We start from the raw sequence: 21,499 nt of genomic DNA, 5'->3' as shown, positions 1-21,499 counted from the left end.
GTAAAGTAAAGTTTAATGATTAAGTAAAAAAATTAAATTCGCAAAATTTTGCGAGTATTAAGTTCTTTTATTTGATTAAGTGCATAATATGTAAGTTTGTAATTGTTTAAGCTTCTTCATCCAGTAAATTATGAAATTACAATTTGAAGGTAATGTAGAAAGTAAAGTATCTTTCCACTGATGTTTGAGGACATGGTAGAAATGCGGATAATAACGAAACCTAAATATGCTCCAAAATTCCAATAAGAAAAAAGCTTTCCTTATTTTCCTTTGTGTTTTTCAAGCATTTCCTTTAAGTATTCTTCGGATTCTCCTTTTGGGATGCTGAGGCTCTTCCAAGTACTATCCTTCAATTGCTTGCCAATATAAACAATTTGGCCGACATGATAAGCATAATGTGCCATTTGCCTTTCGATGGCCTCTAAAACCAAATGACGCTCTCCTCGAATGTATATATGTTTTAATAAATCTTCTTCACTTAAACTGGTTAGTGTATCGATTAAGACTTTCCACCCTTTTTCCCAGACAGTAACTAATTCTGTTTTCGAAGATATATCATCTAGAAATTCTTCATCACGTTTTCTATATTGCTTTTCCCCGTCAGATGTTAAAAAGTCAGTCCATCTTGAAACCATATTACCGCTTAAATGCTTTACTATGATTGCAACACTATTGGACTCGTTATTATAGGTCCAATGGATTTCCTCTTCCGATAACTGAGTCATTGTTTTCTCTCCAAGGCTTTTTACATCTTTAAATCTCTCAATGACAATTCTCAAATATTGGCTTCCAAGATTCACCGTTATCCCCTCCAGATTTTCAAAAAACGGTTTCCTTTATATATATTACAAACTTGAACCCAATCATGAAAAATTTTCCAACTTATATAAACTATGACCCAAAGTTACCAAACAACATCATACTAATAACAATAATAAATAACATGAGTAATCCGAACATGCCAAGAGTTGAAATGGATAATGTAAAAAAAAGCAACCCTCAAATTTCGCTATAAGTACAGGCGAATTAACTATTATTGATACTCTTTCGCCGTTCAATAAGATTAGCCACAGAATAAGAGATTATTAAAACCATCCCTACTAGGAAAGCAATTAAAAACCCAAGCATGCCTACCGCCCCAACCCATCCAATCGTGAAAGTAAGAAAAAATAATATATAACAAAAACCAACCAGTATGATCGCAATCGGAACGTTTAATGGAAATAAGCGTTTCCACCCTATTGCTAAAAAAGCCGAAATGATCAGTATGGCAATCGAGATGAAAATATGCAATGATCCCCATCTGAATCCCGCACGAGATTGCGCATCTTCACCAAAGGCAGGTGGATGATTAAGATCATAGAGTGTGATGTAAGCTGTAATAACCGCCGTAAATACAACCAGTATGAAAATAGTCCAGTTTATTGCTTTCATAAATTCTTTTTTATGCATTTGATCCCTCCTCTTGTAACTTATTCAACAAAAGGTTGCATTTTTCCTTTATTATCCATACTCAGTATCTTTTTCTAGAAATCTTGTTATGATAGTTCAAAAGGTTATGGTAAAATGAACCATAATCTATTGGAGGGATAAACGTGGATTACCTTTCTGTTATTTCTTTTTTGGGTGCAGCCATCGTTCTTACGATTATGCCAGGGCCTGATAACTTATTCACTTTGGCACAGAGTATCGCTAAAGGAAAAAATGCAGGGATCTTCACTACACTTGGGCTTTGCACCGGATTATTGTTACATATTGCAGCTGCAACAATTGGAATTTCTGCTGTGATTTACAAGTCTGCTTTTGCATTCACCATCGTAAAATACGCAGGAGCAGCATACTTATTATTTTTAGCTTTTAAGTCTTTTAGAGAAAAAACATCGAGTTTAAACCTTCACAATGAGGACACCTTAGACTACAAATCTTTGTACAAAAAAGGGGTTATTATGAATCTATTAAACCCAAAAGTTTCTTTGTTTTTCCTAGCATTCTTTCCACAGTTCATTAACTATGAGAATGGGCATGTTTCCATTCAAATGCTTGTTTATGGAATCCTCTTTCTAGTGCAAACGTTAGTTATTTTTTCTTTAATTAGTCTATTTGCTGGAAAAGTTGGTTATTTCCTACGTAAAAATCCTACCTTCTCTAAAAAGATTAACTATATTCAAGGGTCTCTGTTCACCCTGATCGGCTTAAAAATTGCCTTTAGCCAAAAATGAACCTTCATTAAGCGAAGAAAAAACCCTGTTCTAGTATTAGGACGGGGTTTACTTAAAGAGAAAATTTGTTTAACCACATTAACTTTCTATCACAAAGCCTTACCCATAATCACATATGGAGAATCATTTTTACTCGGTATAAATGGTTCCTTAACCACCAGCCATCCCAATCTTTGATACAAACTTTGGGCAGACCTATTATTTACTTGAGTAGTTAGAACAGTGGTCTTATTCGTTACTTCCTTTAGTAATTCATGAATAAGAATTGTACCATAACCCTGGTTTCTATGATTTGGATGCACAGCTAATTCAACAAACTCAAAACAATCTTGTAGCCATTTTTCATACTCAATTGGACCAATTTCATTTGCAAGTAAATCGTGATAATATTGACCTGATCGTGATATATAACCATAAGAAAACCCTATAATTTCCTCATCATCTGACTTGATGATATATCCCCTAAATCCGTCGTAATTTATATGTTTTTTCAATCTTTCTTTTATGGATTGATTCCATACTTCTCTATATAGAGCATCAATGGCTTCCAGAGAGTGTTCCTCCCTTTTTATTTTTACTACTCTTGCCACCTTATTCCCTCCATTTATATTCCAAGTAAAAATTTAATTCCCGTATTTATCGTCTTTTGTTGAGATTTCAAATTCTTCAGGATGATTAAAAATATCCTCATATGGTATAGAACCAACTACCTCAAACTGTTTTGTTTCTGGATTATAATCAAAAACCACAAGTTGTTCCCAACCACTACGATTACCAGTATCCACAATCCCAATTCGATTTGGTGCAATTTGAACAACTCTACCACCCTGATTTTCAACGTCTACATTAGGAATTGAGGTTTGGACGTTGTCATCAATATCAGTATTAAATGCAATTACGATCAAAGATACTAAGATTCCACTTAAAAGAAATTTAATAAATATATCAGTTTTCATTTCATTAACTCCCACTATTGGTTTTAATTTTTAATTATTCCTAAAAATGAATACATACTTGAATCAATTTCATACCTTTTATAGTTTGTAATTCTTGCATAGTAATAACCTTCATCAGCAGTGCACCGAAACATCTCGTTTGTTACCGGTTCAACTTTTATTAAATTCACAGGATACATTTTGTTAAGTAGTTCAAGTATTTCTTGTACCAAAATAATTCTTCCTCTCTCTACTAAAATTTTTAATGCCATGAGTAATTGACCAGCCCTATTGAAAAATTACTTCTGTTTTAAGTAGAAATTAAGTTAATAAAGTCTTCAACATCTTGGACACATATTTTTATTCCTTTTTCCCAGAAATCTACAGAAGTAATATCCTCTTCTAAATGCTTCATCACTAAATCTTCCATAGACATACTACCTGAATCACGTAACAATTCTATATAATTCTTTTCAAAATCCCTCCCATTTTCTTTTGATTTTGCATAGAGATTAAGAGAAAGTAAGTACCCGAAAGTATATTGAAAGTTATAAAATGGCGATTTTGTCAGATAATAATGTGGTGTCCAAACCCAAGAGTAAAAAGATGCCTGATCAAGCGATCCGCCGTAAGCCACATCTAAGACCTCTTTCATAATCTCATTTAACCGCGATGAAGAAACGATGCCCATTTTACGTTCTTCATAGAATTTCTTTTCAAATAGAAACCTAGAATGTATATTCATAAAGTTCATAACACTACGTTTTAATTTCTCATCTAGTAAAAACAATTTTTCTTCAGCAGATTCTGCTTTTTCAATTGCTGCATCTAATATGATTAGTTCAGAAAATGTTGAAGCAGTTTCAGCTATACTTAATGGATATTGTCTATTCAATCCTTCAACTGGTTTCATCGCATAATTATGAAAAGCATAACCTAATTCGTGTGCTAAGGTTAAAACACTTGTAATTCTGTCTCCATATGTCATAAAAATTCTTGATTCGCCAGATAGTGGAAAACCTGCACAAAAGGCAACAGCAGATTTATTTGGTCGATCTTCAGCCTCTACCCAACCGTTATCAAATGCTTGCTGAGCAAAATTAGCCATTTCATTTCCAAATTGATTAAAATGTTCCAAAATAAAGACTACAGCATCTTCATATTCGATCTTTTGATTCTTATCTCCAATAGGTGCCCAAAAATTATAAGACTGCATTTTTTGATCGCCATACATTTTTGCTTTTTCATTTAAATAATTTATAAAGGGTTTTTTATACTTAGATACTGCCGTCCACATTGCATTTAGTGTTTCCTCTTTTAAACGATTTTCCATTAGAGGCTCAACTAAGACATTATCTTGTCCTCTCTTTTTGTACATATGCAAACGAAAACCCGCAATATGATTTAATATTTATGAGAATAGTTCCTCTTTTTCTTTCCAGATATCTTCTAAAACATGATGAGCCGTTTTACGAATATTCTTGTTTGGGTAAGAACGCAAATTAATGGCTTGGCCAACAGATAAATCTTTATGTTCTTCTTCAATCTGAATTCCAACCTTAATACTACCTATTACTGATTGATAAAATTGCCCCCATGCATGGTAACCATCTACCATCAGAGCTGAAATTAACCCTTCTTCCTCCTCTGAAAGAGAAATTTTAGCTTTTTTACGCCATTCATTAAGTATAAACTTATAATTTTTTAAAGCCTTAGTTTCTACTATGACTTCCCACAACTTTTGATCAATGCTTAACAAAACACTCTGAAATGTATTAATTGCTGACTCAAAGCGAGCATTATTTGAAGATGTAAACCCTCTTACAGTCATTGCATTTTGATCTTTTGGGTTTTGTGCAAGAAGACAACTTGTATAAGAATTGACTTGAGATAGGTGAAAACGAATGTCTGCCATGTGTTTTACTATTGATTCGATTCTAAGCGATGAATTTACTTCCGACAGGTTACCAAGTGAATTTAATTTTTCTTCTAATTCAGCCATCCTAATCTCTATTTGTTTTATATGATTATTTAGTTGAATTGACCCATCTTGATACAAATTATCAAGGTTCCATATTTTAGAATATCTTGTTTTATTCAAATTTTACCCCCTGATGTTAATAAAATTAGGCTTTATCCGAGCAATTCACATTAATTTGTTATATCCACCATTTTTCCTGTGAAATAAAGACATCCTTTTAAGGATGCCCGTTCATTTTTAGAAACTCATTTATATCAGAAATTACACATTTTAATAGGTCAATAGATTTTATTGGCTCCTTATCAAGCTCTAAGCCATGATTTCCACCCTCTAGTACTTTTAACGTAAAATTGTGATTATTTTTCAACCTTTCAAAGCGTTCCTCAATGAAACAAGGATCTTTATCTCCAATAATACAAAGTCCCTTATTATCACAATTGACCATAGTCTTAAAAACCTCATCATTTTGTAATATTGGAGTCAACCATACTACTTTTGCATCGTTGAACCTTGTACTATTTAGCAGATCACTTAAAGCTTTTGTTCCTATTGATTTAGCCACTATAAAATAATGACTATAATTTTTACTCTTTATTGCTTTGTCAATTGCAAGTTGTACATCTCTTTTGAAATCCTCATTACTGAGTTCAGATAACTCTTGCCTATTGTAAGAATAATTAATATGTAAAACATCAAAGCCTTTCGTAAAGAATAGCCCTGTGGTAAAGTGCAACAACGGGGCCTGAGTTGTGTAGCCAGACCCTGGTAAGACAATAACTAAATTATTTACTTCTTGTTTTTGTTCAATCAATCTAAAAGGGATATAATTAGAACCAAGCACCTCATTATTCGTCGCCATTTTCTCACTCCCTATGGTTTTGTAGTTTTCTATTCTCCACTATAAGCAAAAAGTCCTTCTTCAAAATGACTGATTACACCAATAACTAGGCTTTTTATTGTCTTAGATGTTAAATGGACAAAAATTGAAGCCACTCATGTTCTGGTTCATTTAATTGTAAAGCATTTTGAAGCCATTTTTTCTTCTCATTCCAACACGTTCCTGTAACGACTTCTAAACCAACTGACCCCATGAGCAATGGAATAATTTCAATATCATTTAGTTTATTTGCAATTTCAATAAACTTATTAAACTTGTTAGTACCCATTTGTTCTCTCACTTTCCCAGATTACTCCCTTTTTCCACCCACAAGCCAGCATTGTTCGTAAAATACCGCTTAAAATAGCTAAACATCTATACTATGAATTTTGTAAACCAAGCTATATATCTTGCTCCCCAAATGAACAAAAATTGAGCAAGTATTGTACCAAGTAATCTTGAAGTTACCATCATTAACGACATACTCTTTAATTTATTGTAACTCCCACGTTGATTAACAACATCGTCTGCTATTACAGATAATTTAGGATCTATAAAGATAACCAAAAGGATTGTTGCGATCCCATTTATTAAACCTGAGGCCATAATGGCAGTAGATGCTCTTTCTGGAGCCAATAAAGCTGCATACAGTGCAGATAAAACGCCGATTGTATAGATAGCTGTAATTATCATATTTATAAAAAATAATCTAATGGGCATATCTTTTATTCTTGCATCCTGCAAGTATGTAAACTTAGGAAGACTAAAATGTGTTATGCCACGCTTTATGTACTGTAGAGAAAATATCCTTTTCATTAAAGAAGGTACAGAACCTCTTTCCTCTGATAAATGTATGATTGCTCTTGAAAATAAAGCAATAAAAGTTGGAAGGAGAATGATTCCAAATACTGTTCCAGCTGTTGATGCACTAATTAGAATTCGAAATTGGGCTTCAACATACTGTAATGCGTTCTCTTTAGGAGCATTATCAATTAAACTCCCGGTGAAAGGTTGTTGCATCATGTTTGCCATTCTTGAAACGATCACCATTATGTTAAAAAGTGATAAAGCTGAGGCAATCATCTTAACCCTTGCACCTGATAACCTCACAGCATAAGCTAGTGTTTCAATCGAATGGATGATAAAAATAAACAATGCTATAAATAATAATTTTTCATTTATGAACTCCATCCTGTTACCTTCTTTTTCATATTAAACTAGTATCCTTATTTTACCATAAAAAGCACTTACTTTTGTGCTAACCTACAGCAATCATTATTTTAATAAAAATAATAGTGAAGTGAAAAACTTATGGTTTATCTCTTTAAATAAGATAACTTAATAATCTATCAAAAGATTGGATCTCGGCATAAGGTTTTATTTCGGTTTCATTCTTGTTCTTATGAGGATTGAACCATATGCCCTTCATATTTGCATTTTGGCAACCACCAATATCCTTTACTATGTCATCTCCTACGAATAATGCTTCTTCCGGACGCACGTTAAGCTTATGTAAGGCTAATTCAAATATGCGTTCATCAGGTTTACTAAATCCCACTTCTTCAGAAATAATGATTGTATCAAAACAACGATTTAAATGAGTGTTCATTATTTTTGCTTTTTGTCTCAGTGTTGAACCGTTTGTTATAATTCCAACCTTAACATGCATCTTTATAGTATTTACGATATGTATAGTATTTTGATCTATAGAAAAACATTGCGGAAAGTTCTCGTTCCAAAAATCTTGACTATATCTGTGAGGCAATCTAACTTTTGGCGGGTATTCATCAAAAAAAGATTCAAACACTTGTGTTTTATCACTAATGCCGTAGCTTCTTTTATCATAGTCTTTGAATGATTGTTGCATGTCGTTTTTTGTTGATTCTTTAATATCTTCCTCATAACACTTTTCTAAAATCATTAGAAACATTTTTTCTACTGCCTTATCCCTATTAAGTAAGGTATCATCTAAATCAAATAGCATTGCCTTATAACCTCTCAAATAATTTCACAACCTTTCTTATATGGAATATTATCATAACATTCCACATATTTTCCAAAAAAACAAAGACCATCTTTGATGATCTTTGCAGAATCGAAGTTATTGAAAGTTACTGTTTTTTTATGTACAACATAGAATTGGGCTACTTGATTCAATTCATTTAATTAATAGTAATACGCTTAGTTTTCCCAGTCACTCCTCACCATTTTGTGTTCGCTTTTTCACGGATTCTCCTGCAATCCCCCAATGTTCTGGAGGCATTTCATTAATTAAAGTGTGCAAAAAAAAACGGATAAAATCCCGCTGTTCATATTTTTAATTGACAAACACATATAGAATAGCAGCAATCCATACCACTGCTTATTAAACTGATGTCATTTTCGTTTATTTAATACCTCTTCTGACTTTTTTTACAGGTAAATGCAGGATATAATTCGAATCTACACCTTTATATGGGTTATACACTTCAAAACCAATGAGATCCGCTTCTTCATATCCTTTGCTCGTAAACCATTGGTATAAAAACTGATAGGGATTAATATCATCAGTCTTTGGATTAAATTCTAGTACAGCATATTGATGGGCGGAAATGGTAATAGACATCATATCTATTGGAATATCTTCATCATTTGATACTTCTACGCCAGCAATCCAAGTAAACTCATCTTTTTCGGGGTTAAAGTTTGGCGGGTCAACAAAAATACCATAAGAGATTGTTTCATCAATTCTATTTTTGACCTCGCCAATTCTAGAAGAATGGAATTCCTCAACAATATTAGGGACTTTAATGTCTTTATCCATCATTGTTGTATTACACGATATTCCAACAACTCTAAATTCCCTTTTATCTACAATTTTCGGCTTATGCTTTTCCACCAATTCCTGAAAAACATGATTCATTTCTTCATCCCCTGTAAATACTTCATATTTCTAGTAATAAACTAGTATCTTACCTTCCAATACTATATATCTGCTCCTAGTATAAAATCTGTTACCACCATACTAACATAATATTCCAAATTTAATATAAAAATTTTAAATAAGAAAAAGCGACCATTATGATCGCCTTGTTTAAGTATTGCTACCCGATAGTAAAAAAAATTTATTTTCTGACTCTTTCGCTCATAAAATAACATATTAATCTCTCGAACTATAGCTTTTTATCCTCCCGATATCCACAGGAGCATTTAACACATTGTAATGATCCTCCCCTATTATCCAAATATGGTTCTCCCCAATTTTTATCATCACCATAGCTGGTCCATTAAGACCTTTTTCATTCTTCCACATTATTTCATAGGTGGATTCGGAAATTTGATATTCACGCTCTTTTCTCGTTTTCTTCACCTTATATTGGGATAAAAACTCCATTAATTCACTAATAGTTTGGGAATCCCTGATTTTCCAAGAATCCATATTTGTATTTATAGATATTTTTTTCAGATAACTATAAGTGTCTATTGATATTTCTTTTGGATAACTATACCTGTCTAATACATCTTTCAACGATTTTTCTTGATAACTATTCCAGTATTGAAAACCAAATATAGAAATTGCTACAAACACTAAGGAGAAAAAGACTGTTGCTTGTCTTTTAGGTGGTAAATACCTTTTTTCCTGTCGTTCTAACCAATTATAGATAAACTTGCATACTAATAAAGAAACCAGTCCAATCACTGGCCAAACTACGTACCATACATAAAATAAAAACGGAAATAACCAGGATACAAGCGTATGAAGAACCAGAAAGAGTACAAAAAACAGAGTCGTACAAATTATTTGTTTCATAGACACCCCCTGAATTAATTATGAATTAGTTATTTTAAAGAAAAATTCTTTTGCTTCGTTAGTTTCTTTCTCAAAATTTCATCAACTATCCAGAATATTAATGAGGCTACTATTGTTATTACAACAAGAAAGAAATGCTCAAAAAAGAAACAAAGAACTAATCCAATGATTAGGCCAAAGATAATATAAATCAAAAATGCCTTTTTAAATCTTTGTTTGCCGTTTAAATTCTTTGTTAGATAATCGGAGAAGATAGATACTGGTAAGCCAATGAGAAGCATAAATGGTGCTGTACCTACAAGAAGAATACCAAATGCAGCAAATAAATTATCAAAGCCATCCATTATTGCAAAAAAAAGAGTGAGAAATAATCCAGTTAAGAGAGTGGTTAAAACAAATCCTAAAAATTTTCTTAGTATCATCTAAGCCCCCCATTTAATTAAAACAATTTCAATATTGCCTTATAAAGCATAACTGCTTCGTTTGTTTAATTATTTTTTCATATACTAATATAATTCAATATTAGTGACACTTTCTACATACCCTTTTTCATCTTTAACTTTAATAGCCAAAGTAAATTTACCTATCTTATTTGGAAGTAGTAGATACTCATTATGAATCTCAAGTTCTTCGTTCTTTTTTGTATTCTCCCATAGAAATGCCGTTAGAATAGCATTATCTAGCTTATTTTCATGATCGATAACAATAATTTTCACTTTACTTTCACGGGGCAACTTTTTATTATTGGAATATTCCTCAGCCGCTACAACAGGATTTTTTTCTAATTTGCTTTGTGATCTATCCGGTCTAGTCCAGTTCACATTTGAGTGCATCATTATTATTTGCTCTTCCTCAAAAACTAGCTTTATATCAGGTGGTTCTCCTGTCCATTCATCCTTCATAAAATTTGGATTACTAAAAAACTTGTTAATAGGAATGGCAATTAATACAAGGACAAGTAGCGTTACCCCAAAAATCATCAATTATTTTTAACCATAATTCCCTCCAAAGTATTCCTCATTTTAATTAAAAATCCTATTTTACGATGTAAAATAAAGAGTACTAATAAAATAAATCTGCTCACCCATTCGCAACCTAATATTAACATAATATTCCATTGATATTTGAATTATTTTACAGAAAAAGACGACCAATTTAATGATCGCCTTATTTAAGTATTCTGCCTCTTTACCCTAATTACTTTAACAAAATAGGCGATAATCCTCCTCGGAATCGCACACGTTGTAACTAAGGAATAGCTTTTTAATGTAATGAAACCATACAAACCTTTGTTTCAAATATATTCAAGATTTGGATGATCAGTCCATCACTTTTTTACCTCTATTTTCTCTGGTATGGTCGTCCAGTACGCTGGGTCTTCTAAACCAAGTCGCCAAATCCCGATTCCTTTTAAATCATATTTTTCTACAAGGTCTAACTTAAACCGAAGACTCTTGCTATCCTCAAACCATACCTGGTGGCTATGTTGTTCATTATCTACGTAACTGAAATGAGGTGTTTGAGAATCGGAATCCCAAATCACTTTCGCTTTATACTTTTCTTTTTGATCCATTAACTGTGCATAAGAGCTATATTCACCTTTGTCTGCTGTTGTATCCCAGTCCCATCCATAACCTGCGATCCCGAGTAAAATCTTTGATGGTGGTACTCTCTGTTTCAAGGCATAACGAATCGTTGCTTCCGTCCAATCAACTGATGCTGTTGGACCAGGTTTTGTTCTTGGGTTGTGTTCATCGTAGGTCATAATCATTAACCCATCCGAATATTGGCCAAGTTTTTCGTAATCAAACCACGGAGACCAGGGATTGGCGCGGGAATCGCCAGTGTTTGCCGGGACTGAAACCGTCAATACTTTTCCATCACGATGCAGAGAATCGGACAATTCTTTTATCATCAGACTAAAGGAATCTTTGTCAGTCAAATTCAAATTTTCCATGTCGATATTGATACCATCATATTTAAACTGAGCTATTTCATTGTGTAGGTTCTGAATGAAAATATACCGGTTTTTATTGTTATTAAGTACATTACTCGCTACTTGTTTTCCTTTCTCCACGGTTTCATAGAAGAGATTATGTACAACCATATATACCTTCAGGTTTTTATTATGAGCACTCTGAATAACCTTTCGTTTATGATCTGATGAAACGGAAGCGATAAGATTGCCTGGACGATTATCATCAAGCTTATACCAAAAAGGCGCAATGCTGCTTAAACTGGTGAATTGCGAGTTAACTTTAGGTTGAGAGCCTGGATACGTTCCTTCCTGTTCTGTGTAGAAACCTAACACTTCACGGGGAGTTCTTTCATTTTTGGGTTCCTCTTCATTTTTTACCTGATTACACGATGACAATAGCAATAAGAACATGCTTAACGAAATGATGGTGAATGTTCGAAAATAATTTCTCTCCATACTACACCTACTTCTAATTTTGTTATTACTAAGTTGATTAGAAAAGGTGTTTCTTATTCACGAATTGACTCCCCCTCTTAAAGGATTTCAAGAATAAGAGCATCACAAGTTAATTTGAGAATTTCGGTTTTTGTAGCGCATTAAGTATTTATGGCTGAAGGAGTCGGTCTATCATAGTCGAATATTCGTCTGCTACAAGTGCTGCACCAGTACTATTTAAGTGTATACCATCTAACGTGAAATGAAGTCCTCGTTTTTGTGATAACCGGTCAATACTAGTTGGATTTTTATATAGGAGAACATCAAACATCACTCTCATCACTTTGATATTTACGTAATCTGAACTAGTTACTCTAGAGAGGTGTTTCTCAAATACGGAATGCATATCCAGAAAACTTACATTTACATGATTTTTAGAGAGGGATTCGATGATGGAGGATAATTTTTTTATTTCTTTATTTGATTCATTCTGTGAAGTTTCACCCACTAAGGCTGGCGAAACTGTAACCACCTGTTTAGATGACGCTGCAACCATTTCTAATACTTTGTTGTAGTACTCCTTAAATTCTTCAGGATCGTTTGCAACAGGCTGCGCTTGGACTCTCAACAATTTTGAATAAACATCATTGACTCCAATCCAAAGGAAAATAAGATCATAATCTAATTTTGTTTTTATTAAACGTGTATGCAAACTTTTTACTGTTTCCCCTGGTTTGCCGAGATTATCAAATGAAATAGTTGGATAGTTTTCTTTTAAAATGTTCACAAAAGACACTCCCGGACGACCTTCCGTTAAACTATCACCTACTAGTCCGATCTTCAATGTTAAATTCCTCCCTTTTATTGGACTTAACAAATTTGTAATTACTTGTTTAAAAGAGGCTCATGTCAACAAAAAGTGCTTTAATCTTACTTGGATTATTGCACCCTTATTTCTGTTTTAAATCTTCTTCTAATTGTTTCTCAATCTCATCATTACTTACCTTTTCCATCTGTTCTTCTTTAACATGTAGATGTTTTGAAATTAATCCTAATTGATATTTAATAGATGAAAGACTATATATTACATAGATAACAAATATAATAGTTGCTATATACCAAAACATTGAGAATCCCCCTGATTTTTCCAATACTACTAAACATTCGACACATTAGCTAATTTCACCTTCTTCAACAAAAACAAGCGATAATCCATTTTTAGATTATCGCAACATATTTGGGTTATCCTCTAATGATTTCTTTTACCCAACTAATTCCCTCATTGACAAATGCTTCTGTAGGATTTGTATGTGGTGTATGTTCGAAGATAAAAAACACACCGGAACTTTTCGACAGCTGATAAATTAAATCCTTTACCTTAAAATGTGAATTGCCTTTTTCATGAGATGGGTGAACAGGTACCCATATGTATTTATTATTATGAAACTCTACATTGTGTAAATGAACTACTTTTATATGCCTTTTCCACTTCGTTACATAATCTAACGCTTTGTCACCAGTCGCTAACAAGTAATCCCCTATATCTATGCAAAGTTTGATGCCATACTTGTCCCAAATCTCAATTGGAAATTGATCAAGAGCTTTTATCCCAAACGCTGATCTGTTAAGTCCCAGTTTCGGTTCACAAACAATAGATATCGAATACCTTTCTTGAAGCTCATGTAATCTTTTTAAGCCAATTTCGATCATTTCAGATGTATCTATGTCATTTTCTACTTTAAAATAAGGAAAGTGAACTAAGATATATTCAGCCCCTAATTGGGACATAAATTTAACTTCTGATTGAAACTGTTCCCAAGCCTGTTCAGGTTCAAATTGTACTTTTTCTAGCAAATCATATTTACTTTGATTTCTATACAAAGGGGAGTGTAGACCAAATGTAAGATTTTTCTTATGTAACAATTCTAAGAAATTTTTTAAAGACCCTTCGCTTGGAAACTCACCAATCTCTATATGACTCACATTCTCATTACTAAATAATAAAGGAAATTTATCTGGATCTGTCATAATTACACTTCCAGAAAGTCCTATACAACTATGCATTTTTGTTACTCACACCTTTCAAATAATAAATACCTTTTGTATATTTTGCCATCATTATAACGTGAACTTTATCTTAAGGCATTTTTATTAACGAAAAGGTTCTTCTAAGTGCTAAAAAAAGAAAGAGTAGTACCGAATATATTATTACACTTACGATGTAGTATATTCCTAAAAATTTTGGTTCTGTAGACACTTCCCCTACACCATGAGCAAGATTATACCATTCAAGTTGTGAGTAATAAGACCAGATAAAAACTAAAGTAATGATCAACATTAGTAGAGCAAGAATCGCTTTTTTATGCATCACAATTTTAGTTAAACTTTCTTTAAAAACATTTTTAAATGCTATATCACTGTCTTTGTGAGATTCAAAAGTTACCAAACTTTTACATGGTGTTAAGAAGTACATAAATAATACGCCCCAGACAATCCAGAAAATCACTATATTAGTAACCAATAAACTTCCTCCTCTCGACGAATGTAACTGCTCAATAAACCTTACCGTTTGAAGAGGTGGAATTACGTTAAGGATCACCAATAGTACTAAAGTAAATAAAAAAGCTAACAGTATACTTTTATATTGTTGATTCTTAACCAAGTTAAAACCTCCTCAAAACACCATTAACTAAAGTTCGATAAGAAATTACGAGGGTCATTTATCTCGTAATACGGCTGCTAAAAATATATACAAATAGATAGAAAACCCAACAGTTACGAAAAAAATAGTCCTTACAATTAGGGGAGAAATACCAAGAGACTCAGCTTTTCCTCCACATACTCCAAATAGGGCCCTATCAGTGATTGATTTAGAAAACTTTTGTAACATTTCAATTCCCCCTCTAAGTATTGTTATGTTACTTAATTGGTTCATAAACTTGTTTGACACTACAACTTTTCTATTTTTTTATACTTTGCTAAAGCTGTTAATAAAAATAAAACCAGCAATGATAGTTCCCAAACTAAATATAGAGTTTGTGAAGGTTAGAACATTGGGAATTGGGAATGAAAGGGGAATGTACCAGTAAAAAGATAGATACATCATAGGTAGCCCTACCAATAAAATCTTATAAAAATTAAGTGTCCATTTTCCCTTCTTTTTCATTTTTACTAAAAAGTCAGGAAGTCCCAGATAAACCCCAATTGGGAAATAAATTAAAACTTTTAGTATCTGCCAAGGATATATTCTAAACTGTTCATTCGACATGTAGTGAAAATAGGCATTTACATTGCTGACAAAAACGAACAAAATAAAGAAACCCCAAAAATATAGTAAGTAACCTAACACCTTTTTGTAATTTACTTTCAAACGATAGTTCCTCCCCACTTCATTTTGATTAACACAACTTTTTATTACATTCAAATGCATGCACATTTACATTTATAACTTCAATGCTCAAAGGGATAATCCTTCTTTCGCTATTGCTATCTTTTAGTTTTTAGCCCGCAAAAAATTGGCATTTTCTAAATGCTAGACTAGTAAAAAGGACCTTGATAGGTCCCTATTACAGAATAACTTTATTAATGGTTATCTCCTGTTAACTTAACGGCTCCTTAGGTATAGTCAAATGTTCCTTTAAAAATAAAAGTTTCTACAATGATACTTAATACCCATTAGTTAGAAACTTACTTTTTCAACCTACAAATCTAGAGCTAATCTCACCATATCCCTGCACTGTATTCCATTTTCGAAAATTGCATCTGAATAGTGCCTAATGAAGAAATCTATATCAATACCCGCTATTCTAAAACCACATTTTTGATAGAGTGCTATTTGTCCAATGCTTGAATTTCCAGTACCGACTTCGATGGTTCTGTATACCATCGACTTAGCTACTTCAATTGCATTCATTACCAATTGTTTACCCACTCCTTTGCCTTGGTGGGTTTCTTTTACTGCTATATTTACCAGCTCCACCGTTTTAGGTCTTGTCGGGAGTAGTACATATACTCCAATGATTTGACCGTCGCTTTCAGCTACAAAGCATTCTCCCCTTTGCATATATTCCTCAACGAGTATCCTCGAAGGGTCAGCTAATAACAACAAATCCATTGGGGGCTGTTCATTGAGATTTAGTTTGCGAATGACCATATTTCTCTCCCCTATTATCTGGATTTTCTTTTCATATTTTATTTCTTTTTGAAAAGACCTGTTACTGTACGAAGAACCTACCTTTCCAATTCAATATATTCTCTTAATAATTTCCACGCATTATCTTCTTTTCTCCATACAAACATACATTGAGCAGAGTAAGGTTCACCATTTATTGTGTTCGTTTCTCTACCTAAAATTAAATATTCTTCTCCATTTTTACGCTCAGTGATTGAAGCAATTTCAAAAATTTTTTCAGCATTGTCCATTTGTCTTAATACACTATCGAGGTCATAGTCATAATAATACGGTTCCGGATTATCTATATTCGAATGAGCCCAATATCCTATAAAACTCTTTGACATATAAGCTTTAATTCCATCACCATTCTTGCTAATGAATCCTTTATTCCATGCGATAAAATAGGCATTTAATACTTCCTCTATAGTGTTCAATTTTCATTCCTCCCTATGATTTAATGGTATCTGTAACAATTCCTTTTCTAGGGGACCTAAGTTAAAGTAAAACTGCACGACTAACTTACTATTTTCAACAAAATAGGCGATAATCCTTCTTGGAATATCGCTGCTTTAGTTCAAGTATATGTCTTCACGTACTTATAATTTATGCTAGTTTCAGAGCATCAATAATTAAAGAAGGAAAAACGAGTTTTTCGCCTTGGTTTCTTGGGTCAAACTTCTTAGAACGAAAAATTACACCATCGGCACCGTCCCAAGTATTCTGATGAAAACTCCCTTCCTCATCACAATATTCAAGCAATTTAACTTTATATCCCGCACTTTCAAACATTTTTGTTAAAGTTTTATAATTGTGAACTATTTTATGACTTGCTGCTGCGTGGTCTTTTGGTCCAGGTCCCCCTACTTGGACAGTATTTTGGTAAGATTCATCCGGAAAATAACCATCAGGTACCGCACAACGAATGTAGCCAGAAGGTTTTAGGTATTTAATACACATTTTCGCTGCCTCAATACCTTCTTCGTAAGTAAGATGTTCCCAGACGTGTTCAGCCAAAATAGCTTTTATTGAACTCTCACTGAATCTGTTTTCCCACATTTCTTCGTTTAATAGATTTAATTCTTCTTCCTGTGTATGTATCCAACCAGGATTATTAACATATTCTCCCGCTCCGATAACAACCTTTATTTCATCTTGAAGTTTGTTCATATAGTACCCCGATCTTTAGTGATTAATATAGTTATATTATCCCAATTAAAAACATATAGAAAAGAATGGTAATTACGTTATTTTATTGTCTTTTTCAAGATTTATAAATTTCTGTTTCTCTGTCACACTCTAGCACGATTTTATTTTATCAATGGTTCCCCAGAGACTATATGCCAATGGAGATGTTTTGAATCCTGATAATCTCCTAGGTTGGTAATTACTCTACATGCACCGTTTTCTTCAGTAACCATAGTTGCAACCTTTTTAATTACTCCTAGTAATTCTATTAATAATTCGTTGTCACTTTCTTCTAATGTAATTAAAGAAGGTATATGCTTCTTTGGTATAGCAACAATATGGACTGGATAAAAAGGTCTTGTATGATAATAGGCTAATACATTTTCTGTCTCTATCACTGTATTTACTTGGGTTTTACCACTTAAAACTTCATCACAATAAAAGTCTTCAGTCATAATGCCCTCCCTAAAAAAATACTATTTTTTTCTTCTAATTTATTCTATTCCATAGTTCAACTAAGCTGTTTGGTGATTTGTTAATATATGTAATCTAATAATTAATCACTCAGATTGCGCCTAAAATACTTGACGCAATTCAATCTGACCTTCCCCATGTCCTTGCGGGTCCGGCATCCTCATGGCCCACTCGATAGCTTCTTCTTTTGATTTCACATCAATCAAAATGAACCCGGCAATCAGTTCTTTCGATTCCGTAAAAGGACCTTCCGTAACCACAGGCTTTTCCTCTGGTATCGGATACGAAATGCGAATCCCATTTGAACTTGGATGAAGTCCTTTAGCCATAACCCGTACGCCAGCCTTAACTAATTCCTCATTGTACTTATCCATTGCTCCCATAAGCTCAGAGCTCGGAAGTTTTCCTGCTTCCGAATTTTTCGAGGCTTTGACAATCAGCATAAACAGCATAAAAATTTCCTCCTTCTTTTTTAGAAGAATATCCTCTAATTGACCATCTAATAGTAATAATCTATTTTTCTTTTTTCGCTTCATTCTTCTTTATAGTTATTAATTTCCACATAACAAAATGAACAACTGCAAAAGTAAGTAATAGATCGATACTATTCATCTTCTCTTATTGAATGAACGGTAGTAAGAAATAAAGTTTATTAGTCCCACCACAAGTAAAATTTTTTCGTTTCCTTGATTTCTTCAATTAGTTCTTCAATACTTCCAGTTCCTTGTTCGACGATATCTGGACAAAATTCATACATTTCTTTAGCAAATGATTGTATGTGTTGGTCTGAGGGCAGCACTAAGAATTCTGCTTCAATCCAATCAAAATCAGCGCCGATAATAGAAAAAGGATAACGTTTATTCCATTGCTTTAGTTTTGAAATAACATCATCATTACTAATATCATAATTGTCTCCATTTGTTTGTAAAATTTTCAGAAGTTCAAACTGGTCAGTTCCTTTTAAAACTCCTATTCTACATTTACTATTGTTACCCTTAATAAAATTCCGTTCATTAATAAAAGCATAATAGCCTAGATGTTTAATTTTAGATTGAAGTTCAACAACCAGCTTTTCGGCTTTCTCTTCCAAGGTCATAAAAGATATTCCTACTGTTGTAATTCCATCTTCGTTATATAAATCATTTATCTTTAATGGTTGTAAATTGTTATTAGAAACTTGCTTTATGATATTTAATACTTCTTGAGTAAATCCCGGTTCTTTAACAATTTCATCATTTATTTCGTTTTTGTGTTTTTTCCCTAATCCGAAAAAAATCTTCAAATTCATTTGGCGCCACCTACTTATGAAAGTATCTTTTTTACATTTATTTGCTCTTTATTTGTAAAATCGCACCCTTTACTAGTTTTATATACTAATTTCCTCAATAATTGAATTTCCCTCAGTTACTTCAGCGTCAAGCCATTCCCAATTTTCATATAACCTAATTCGCCCATCTGATAAGATTTTAGGAGTTGATACGCATTTTCCGCCTCTAATTTCATTTTTGTTGTTAACGTGGTTATATCTAAACTCTAAGCAACCGTCTTCTTTTATTACTCCAACCAATGTTCCTTTTATAATTTCGCCTCCACTATATGTTGCTGAGATGATATGCCTCTCTTGTTTGTATTCAAAAATAGTCTTTGAAGAAACTTCACCATTAGCTGTATTTTCAATTGGAACAAATCTACGACCATTATAATTTATCATTTTTTCTCCTTCCCTTTGTTAAGCGCATTTCTCAATCTGCGAAAATTAAATTTATAAAATCGGATCACATAGATATACAATATCTTCTGTTTCAGTCCATTTAGAGTAAATTTCTAGTGTCCACTCTTCAGGTAAACGCTTATACCCATTCTCATTAATCCATTCATGTAAATGAGTATATACATGATAAATTTGAGATGCATGTCCTTTAAAATGGAGGACTGCATACTTTTGTGTAGGGACCATAAAACATACCATTCCTTCAGGGATCATCTCAAATTCATTAACCTCGTAACAAACCCAGTAACCATCATCTTCATCAGATAACTCCGTTACTTTAAATGCTCCGATGAGATGAACTGGTTCGACTAAATGCATGATTTCACCTTTGCGTTGCTCCAATAACAAAGATGCCTTCGGAATTTCTTGACCATACCCTGTTATATCACTGCAAACGACACGATAACCGACTAATTTCTTTTCCGTAATTTCTTTTAGTCCATTGAACGTTAACGAGATTCCCATTTTTACTTCTTTTTTTTTAAACATAGTACTAATTACATTGTTATAAGACTTATTATTCCGTTTATCTCTTAGCGTAATTCCCACTTGTACTGACTTGCTTCGTTTGTTAAAGATGGTTTTTGATTTGTTAAGCTTGAATTGGTAAATAAACCTGTACTTCTTCAAAACCTTCCCCCATAGGGTGATATGTCTCGATAATATAAGAATCGAGATCTCTTTGATAACCTTGTTCTTCTGCCCAATCCAATAAATTCAAATGAAGTTCTCCCAAGTTTAATATATTCCCTCTTGTAGTTATGTACCTTTTATTTATCTCAATATAATACATTCCAGTTGGTACTTCATTTAATTTCTCGCTTACAATTAACCCTATATAATAATCACCTATCCTATGCTCCTCATCCTTTTTAGGCTCAAATAAGGCTATTTCGGTCTCTGTTGAATTTTGGATTTCCCTTGAGCGACTTAATAGTTGCTTTGCAAGTAAGGGTACTTCATCCCCATAGTTAACAAACTCCCCACTACCTTTTAACCCAACAAGCTTAAATTCTTTCTCAACCATCATAAACGACATATTAACTTCTCCCATCTACATGAAATCCATAATATTCTAATTTTATTAATTCAATAAAAAATCCTTACTTCCTGCATTGAAGTAAGGATTTCTGGTACGCAACTGTAATTCGACATTTGTTCAATATGGAATTCTTAAAAGGTGGTTAATATCACTCTTAAATTAACGCACCCTTAGTTCAATTATCATTTTTTTAAATCCCTTAGATAAATCCTAAAAAACAAAAAATGGTTCCTAGTCTGGAAACCATTTTTGCAGTTGACCATATGGTGTTACAATTCGTTTTTCTCTTTTACTTAAAGATATAAACAATTTCTATTCTCTGTCTCAGCGATGTGGAAAATTCTTAAAGATAGTGGTGAAATTGCTTGTTTTTTCTTATAGAAATAATGACTTATTTATTATTGTATACCTAAAACAATGAAAGCCCTACCTCTCTTTCATCCTTACGGCTCCTTGGCCGTGCCAGTGTGAATCAGGATTGCAAAAATCAAATGACTATTTTATCGTTTTATAAAAGAAATTCAAAGAATAAAATGGATTAAATGGTAGAAATAACAAATGAGGTTAATGCCCTAAAGGTGAGTTGAAGAAGTTGAATGTCTTTGAAAAGATTTTAAACATATTCCCCAAAAATATTG

Annotated in this window: 32 protein-coding genes; 1 reads left to right on the top strand and 31 read right to left on the bottom strand. The window is 32.9% G+C overall.

Annotation, left to right across the window (positions count from 1 at the left end):
• Window positions 1-260: 260 nt before the first annotated feature.
• Both ABC371_RS16715 and ABC371_RS16710 read right to left on the bottom strand, forming a co-directional pair.
• A complete protein-coding gene (locus ABC371_RS16715) occupies window positions 261-800 on the bottom strand; it encodes a DUF1572 family protein (RefSeq protein ID WP_412897816.1) in 540 nt (179 codons plus the stop codon).
• A 226-nt stretch (window positions 801-1,026) separates the two neighbouring features.
• Complete coding sequence (locus ABC371_RS16710; protein ID WP_412897815.1) at window positions 1,027-1,452, bottom strand: RND transporter; 426 nt, start codon at window positions 1,450-1,452, stop codon at window positions 1,027-1,029.
• 143 nt (window positions 1,453-1,595) lie between these two features.
• Here ABC371_RS16710 and ABC371_RS16705 point away from each other — a divergent pair, with 143 nt between their 5' ends.
• The gene (locus ABC371_RS16705) at window positions 1,596-2,219 is read left to right on the top strand and encodes a LysE family translocator (RefSeq protein ID WP_412897814.1); all 624 of its coding nucleotides are present in this window, start codon (window positions 1,596-1,598) and stop codon (window positions 2,217-2,219) included.
• Between the two features lie 89 nt (window positions 2,220-2,308).
• Here the strand turns inward: ABC371_RS16705 and ABC371_RS16700 are convergent, their stop codons facing one another.
• The 29 genes from ABC371_RS16700 to ABC371_RS16560 form a co-directional block, all read right to left on the bottom strand.
• Window positions 2,309-2,809 (bottom strand): GNAT family N-acetyltransferase, encoded by a 501-nt coding sequence (locus ABC371_RS16700; protein WP_412897813.1) that lies wholly within the window; start codon window positions 2,807-2,809, stop codon window positions 2,309-2,311.
• Between the two features lie 33 nt (window positions 2,810-2,842).
• Complete coding sequence (locus ABC371_RS16695) at window positions 2,843-3,175, bottom strand: hypothetical protein (protein ID WP_412897812.1); 333 nt, start codon at window positions 3,173-3,175, stop codon at window positions 2,843-2,845.
• 23 nt (window positions 3,176-3,198) lie between these two features.
• Complete coding sequence (locus tag ABC371_RS16690) at window positions 3,199-3,426, bottom strand: hypothetical protein (protein ID WP_412897811.1); 228 nt, start codon at window positions 3,424-3,426, stop codon at window positions 3,199-3,201.
• Window positions 3,427-3,464: 38 nt separating this feature from the next.
• Window positions 3,465-4,487 carry a M3 family metallopeptidase gene (locus ABC371_RS16685; protein ID WP_412897810.1) on the bottom strand — a complete coding sequence of 341 codons (1,023 nt, stop codon included), beginning with the start codon at window positions 4,485-4,487 and terminating at the stop codon, window positions 3,465-3,467.
• A gap of 78 nt (window positions 4,488-4,565) precedes the next feature.
• Complete coding sequence (locus ABC371_RS16680; protein WP_412897809.1) at window positions 4,566-5,255, bottom strand: gluzincin family metallopeptidase; 690 nt, start codon at window positions 5,253-5,255, stop codon at window positions 4,566-4,568.
• A gap of 97 nt (window positions 5,256-5,352) precedes the next feature.
• A complete protein-coding gene (locus tag ABC371_RS16675) occupies window positions 5,353-5,994 on the bottom strand; it encodes an alpha/beta family hydrolase (RefSeq protein ID WP_412897808.1) in 642 nt (213 codons plus the stop codon).
• 109 nt (window positions 5,995-6,103) lie between these two features.
• Entirely contained in the window at window positions 6,104-6,313 is a 210-nt protein-coding gene (locus ABC371_RS16670) for a hypothetical protein (protein ID WP_412897807.1), read from the bottom strand.
• A 74-nt stretch (window positions 6,314-6,387) separates the two neighbouring features.
• On the bottom strand, window positions 6,388-7,203 hold the full coding sequence (locus tag ABC371_RS16665) for a lipid II flippase Amj family protein (RefSeq protein WP_412897806.1): 816 nt from the start codon (window positions 7,201-7,203) through the stop codon (window positions 6,388-6,390).
• 133 nt (window positions 7,204-7,336) lie between these two features.
• The gene (locus tag ABC371_RS16660; protein ID WP_412897805.1) at window positions 7,337-7,996 is read right to left on the bottom strand and encodes an HAD family hydrolase; all 660 of its coding nucleotides are present in this window, start codon (window positions 7,994-7,996) and stop codon (window positions 7,337-7,339) included.
• A gap of 210 nt (window positions 7,997-8,206) precedes the next feature.
• Window positions 8,207-8,296, bottom strand: a complete 90-nt coding sequence (locus ABC371_RS16655) for a tautomerase family protein (RefSeq protein WP_412897804.1) — start codon at window positions 8,294-8,296, stop codon at window positions 8,207-8,209.
• Window positions 8,297-8,398: 102 nt separating this feature from the next.
• Window positions 8,399-8,914: a GyrI-like domain-containing protein gene (locus ABC371_RS16650; protein ID WP_412897803.1), complete on the bottom strand. Its 516-nt coding sequence runs from the start codon at window positions 8,912-8,914 to the stop codon at window positions 8,399-8,401.
• A 237-nt stretch (window positions 8,915-9,151) separates the two neighbouring features.
• Window positions 9,152-9,802 (bottom strand): hypothetical protein, encoded by a 651-nt coding sequence (locus ABC371_RS16645; RefSeq protein ID WP_412897802.1) that lies wholly within the window; start codon window positions 9,800-9,802, stop codon window positions 9,152-9,154.
• A 29-nt stretch (window positions 9,803-9,831) separates the two neighbouring features.
• Window positions 9,832-10,224, bottom strand: coding sequence for a hypothetical protein (locus ABC371_RS16640; RefSeq protein ID WP_412897801.1), 393 nt, complete (start codon window positions 10,222-10,224; stop codon window positions 9,832-9,834).
• A gap of 84 nt (window positions 10,225-10,308) precedes the next feature.
• The gene (locus tag ABC371_RS16635) at window positions 10,309-10,785 is read right to left on the bottom strand and encodes a hypothetical protein (protein ID WP_412897800.1); all 477 of its coding nucleotides are present in this window, start codon (window positions 10,783-10,785) and stop codon (window positions 10,309-10,311) included.
• A 344-nt stretch (window positions 10,786-11,129) separates the two neighbouring features.
• Complete coding sequence (locus tag ABC371_RS16630; RefSeq protein WP_412897799.1) at window positions 11,130-12,236, bottom strand: glycosyl hydrolase family 18 protein; 1,107 nt, start codon at window positions 12,234-12,236, stop codon at window positions 11,130-11,132.
• 148 nt (window positions 12,237-12,384) lie between these two features.
• Window positions 12,385-13,059, bottom strand: a complete 675-nt coding sequence (locus ABC371_RS16625) for an SGNH/GDSL hydrolase family protein (RefSeq protein WP_412897798.1) — start codon at window positions 13,057-13,059, stop codon at window positions 12,385-12,387.
• A 106-nt stretch (window positions 13,060-13,165) separates the two neighbouring features.
• Complete coding sequence (locus ABC371_RS16620) at window positions 13,166-13,342, bottom strand: hypothetical protein (protein ID WP_412897797.1); 177 nt, start codon at window positions 13,340-13,342, stop codon at window positions 13,166-13,168.
• A 115-nt stretch (window positions 13,343-13,457) separates the two neighbouring features.
• Window positions 13,458-14,243 (bottom strand): TIM barrel protein, encoded by a 786-nt coding sequence (locus ABC371_RS16615; protein ID WP_412897796.1) that lies wholly within the window; start codon window positions 14,241-14,243, stop codon window positions 13,458-13,460.
• Between the two features lie 109 nt (window positions 14,244-14,352).
• Window positions 14,353-14,877: a hypothetical protein gene (locus ABC371_RS16610; RefSeq protein ID WP_412897795.1), complete on the bottom strand. Its 525-nt coding sequence runs from the start codon at window positions 14,875-14,877 to the stop codon at window positions 14,353-14,355.
• A 54-nt stretch (window positions 14,878-14,931) separates the two neighbouring features.
• Window positions 14,932-15,105 (bottom strand): PspC domain-containing protein, encoded by a 174-nt coding sequence (locus tag ABC371_RS16605; RefSeq protein WP_412897794.1) that lies wholly within the window; start codon window positions 15,103-15,105, stop codon window positions 14,932-14,934.
• 810 nt (window positions 15,106-15,915) lie between these two features.
• Entirely contained in the window at window positions 15,916-16,368 is a 453-nt protein-coding gene (locus tag ABC371_RS16600; RefSeq protein ID WP_412897793.1) for a GNAT family N-acetyltransferase, read from the bottom strand.
• A 77-nt stretch (window positions 16,369-16,445) separates the two neighbouring features.
• Window positions 16,446-16,823: a nuclear transport factor 2 family protein gene (locus ABC371_RS16595; protein ID WP_412897792.1), complete on the bottom strand. Its 378-nt coding sequence runs from the start codon at window positions 16,821-16,823 to the stop codon at window positions 16,446-16,448.
• 169 nt (window positions 16,824-16,992) lie between these two features.
• Complete coding sequence (locus tag ABC371_RS16590; protein ID WP_412897791.1) at window positions 16,993-17,556, bottom strand: class I SAM-dependent methyltransferase; 564 nt, start codon at window positions 17,554-17,556, stop codon at window positions 16,993-16,995.
• A gap of 140 nt (window positions 17,557-17,696) precedes the next feature.
• Window positions 17,697-18,029, bottom strand: a complete 333-nt coding sequence (locus ABC371_RS16585; RefSeq protein ID WP_412897790.1) for an HIT domain-containing protein — start codon at window positions 18,027-18,029, stop codon at window positions 17,697-17,699.
• A gap of 120 nt (window positions 18,030-18,149) precedes the next feature.
• Window positions 18,150-18,500, bottom strand: a complete 351-nt coding sequence (locus ABC371_RS16580) for a YciI family protein (protein WP_412899378.1) — start codon at window positions 18,498-18,500, stop codon at window positions 18,150-18,152.
• A gap of 200 nt (window positions 18,501-18,700) precedes the next feature.
• Window positions 18,701-19,336 carry a DUF4253 domain-containing protein gene (locus ABC371_RS16575; RefSeq protein WP_412897789.1) on the bottom strand — a complete coding sequence of 212 codons (636 nt, stop codon included), beginning with the start codon at window positions 19,334-19,336 and terminating at the stop codon, window positions 18,701-18,703.
• A gap of 78 nt (window positions 19,337-19,414) precedes the next feature.
• The gene (locus tag ABC371_RS16570; protein WP_412897788.1) at window positions 19,415-19,759 is read right to left on the bottom strand and encodes an avidin-fold protein; all 345 of its coding nucleotides are present in this window, start codon (window positions 19,757-19,759) and stop codon (window positions 19,415-19,417) included.
• Window positions 19,760-19,810: 51 nt separating this feature from the next.
• Window positions 19,811-20,449: a GyrI-like domain-containing protein gene (locus ABC371_RS16565; RefSeq protein ID WP_412897787.1), complete on the bottom strand. Its 639-nt coding sequence runs from the start codon at window positions 20,447-20,449 to the stop codon at window positions 19,811-19,813.
• The gene (locus ABC371_RS16560) at window positions 20,412-20,858 is read right to left on the bottom strand and encodes a GyrI-like domain-containing protein (RefSeq protein WP_412897786.1); all 447 of its coding nucleotides are present in this window, start codon (window positions 20,856-20,858) and stop codon (window positions 20,412-20,414) included. The genes ABC371_RS16565 and ABC371_RS16560 overlap by 38 nt, the downstream gene beginning before the upstream one ends.
• Between the last annotated feature and the right edge of the window lie 641 nt (window positions 20,859-21,499).

Source organism: Bacillus jepli, assembly GCF_047238305.1.
Taxonomy (GTDB): domain Bacteria; phylum Bacillota; class Bacilli; order Bacillales; family Bacillaceae_L; genus Ferdinandcohnia.
Note: the sequence above shows the minus strand (reverse complement) of the source record. Positions and strands in the feature narration are given on the sequence as shown.

Excerpts from the sequence above, each read along its gene's own strand:
- ABC371_RS16710 (WP_412897815.1), bottom strand. The coding sequence starts at position 1,452 with ATGCATAAAAAAGAATTTATGAAAGCAATAAACTGGACTATTTTCATA.
- ABC371_RS16695 (WP_412897812.1), bottom strand. The coding sequence starts at position 3,175 with ATGAAAACTGATATATTTATTAAATTTCTTTTAAGTGGAATCTTAGTA.
- ABC371_RS16690 (WP_412897811.1), bottom strand. The coding sequence starts at position 3,426 with ATGGCATTAAAAATTTTAGTAGAGAGAGGAAGAATTATTTTGGTACAA.
- ABC371_RS16685 (WP_412897810.1), bottom strand. The coding sequence starts at position 4,487 with ATGGAAAATCGTTTAAAAGAGGAAACACTAAATGCAATGTGGACGGCA.
- ABC371_RS16675 (WP_412897808.1), bottom strand. The coding sequence starts at position 5,994 with ATGGCGACGAATAATGAGGTGCTTGGTTCTAATTATATCCCTTTTAGA.
- ABC371_RS16665 (WP_412897806.1), bottom strand. The coding sequence starts at position 7,203 with ATGGAGTTCATAAATGAAAAATTATTATTTATAGCATTGTTTATTTTT.
- ABC371_RS16660 (WP_412897805.1), bottom strand. The coding sequence starts at position 7,996 with ATGCTATTTGATTTAGATGATACCTTACTTAATAGGGATAAGGCAGTA.
- ABC371_RS16650 (WP_412897803.1), bottom strand. The coding sequence starts at position 8,914 with ATGAATCATGTTTTTCAGGAATTGGTGGAAAAGCATAAGCCGAAAATT.
- ABC371_RS16645 (WP_412897802.1), bottom strand. The coding sequence starts at position 9,802 with ATGAAACAAATAATTTGTACGACTCTGTTTTTTGTACTCTTTCTGGTT.
- ABC371_RS16640 (WP_412897801.1), bottom strand. The coding sequence starts at position 10,224 with ATGATACTAAGAAAATTTTTAGGATTTGTTTTAACCACTCTCTTAACT.
- ABC371_RS16630 (WP_412897799.1), bottom strand. The coding sequence starts at position 12,236 with ATGGAGAGAAATTATTTTCGAACATTCACCATCATTTCGTTAAGCATG.
- ABC371_RS16620 (WP_412897797.1), bottom strand. The coding sequence starts at position 13,342 with ATGTTTTGGTATATAGCAACTATTATATTTGTTATCTATGTAATATAT.
- ABC371_RS16615 (WP_412897796.1), bottom strand. The coding sequence starts at position 14,243 with ATGACAGATCCAGATAAATTTCCTTTATTATTTAGTAATGAGAATGTG.
- ABC371_RS16605 (WP_412897794.1), bottom strand. The coding sequence starts at position 15,105 with ATGTTACAAAAGTTTTCTAAATCAATCACTGATAGGGCCCTATTTGGA.
- ABC371_RS16600 (WP_412897793.1), bottom strand. The coding sequence starts at position 16,368 with ATGGTCATTCGCAAACTAAATCTCAATGAACAGCCCCCAATGGATTTG.
- ABC371_RS16590 (WP_412897791.1), bottom strand. The coding sequence starts at position 17,556 with ATGAACAAACTTCAAGATGAAATAAAGGTTGTTATCGGAGCGGGAGAA.
- ABC371_RS16585 (WP_412897790.1), bottom strand. The coding sequence starts at position 18,029 with ATGACTGAAGACTTTTATTGTGATGAAGTTTTAAGTGGTAAAACCCAA.
- ABC371_RS16580 (WP_412899378.1), bottom strand. The coding sequence starts at position 18,500 with ATGCTGTTTATGCTGATTGTCAAAGCCTCGAAAAATTCGGAAGCAGGA.
- ABC371_RS16575 (WP_412897789.1), bottom strand. The coding sequence starts at position 19,336 with ATGAATTTGAAGATTTTTTTCGGATTAGGGAAAAAACACAAAAACGAA.
- ABC371_RS16570 (WP_412897788.1), bottom strand. The coding sequence starts at position 19,759 with ATGATAAATTATAATGGTCGTAGATTTGTTCCAATTGAAAATACAGCT.
- ABC371_RS16560 (WP_412897786.1), bottom strand. The coding sequence starts at position 20,858 with ATGTCGTTTATGATGGTTGAGAAAGAATTTAAGCTTGTTGGGTTAAAA.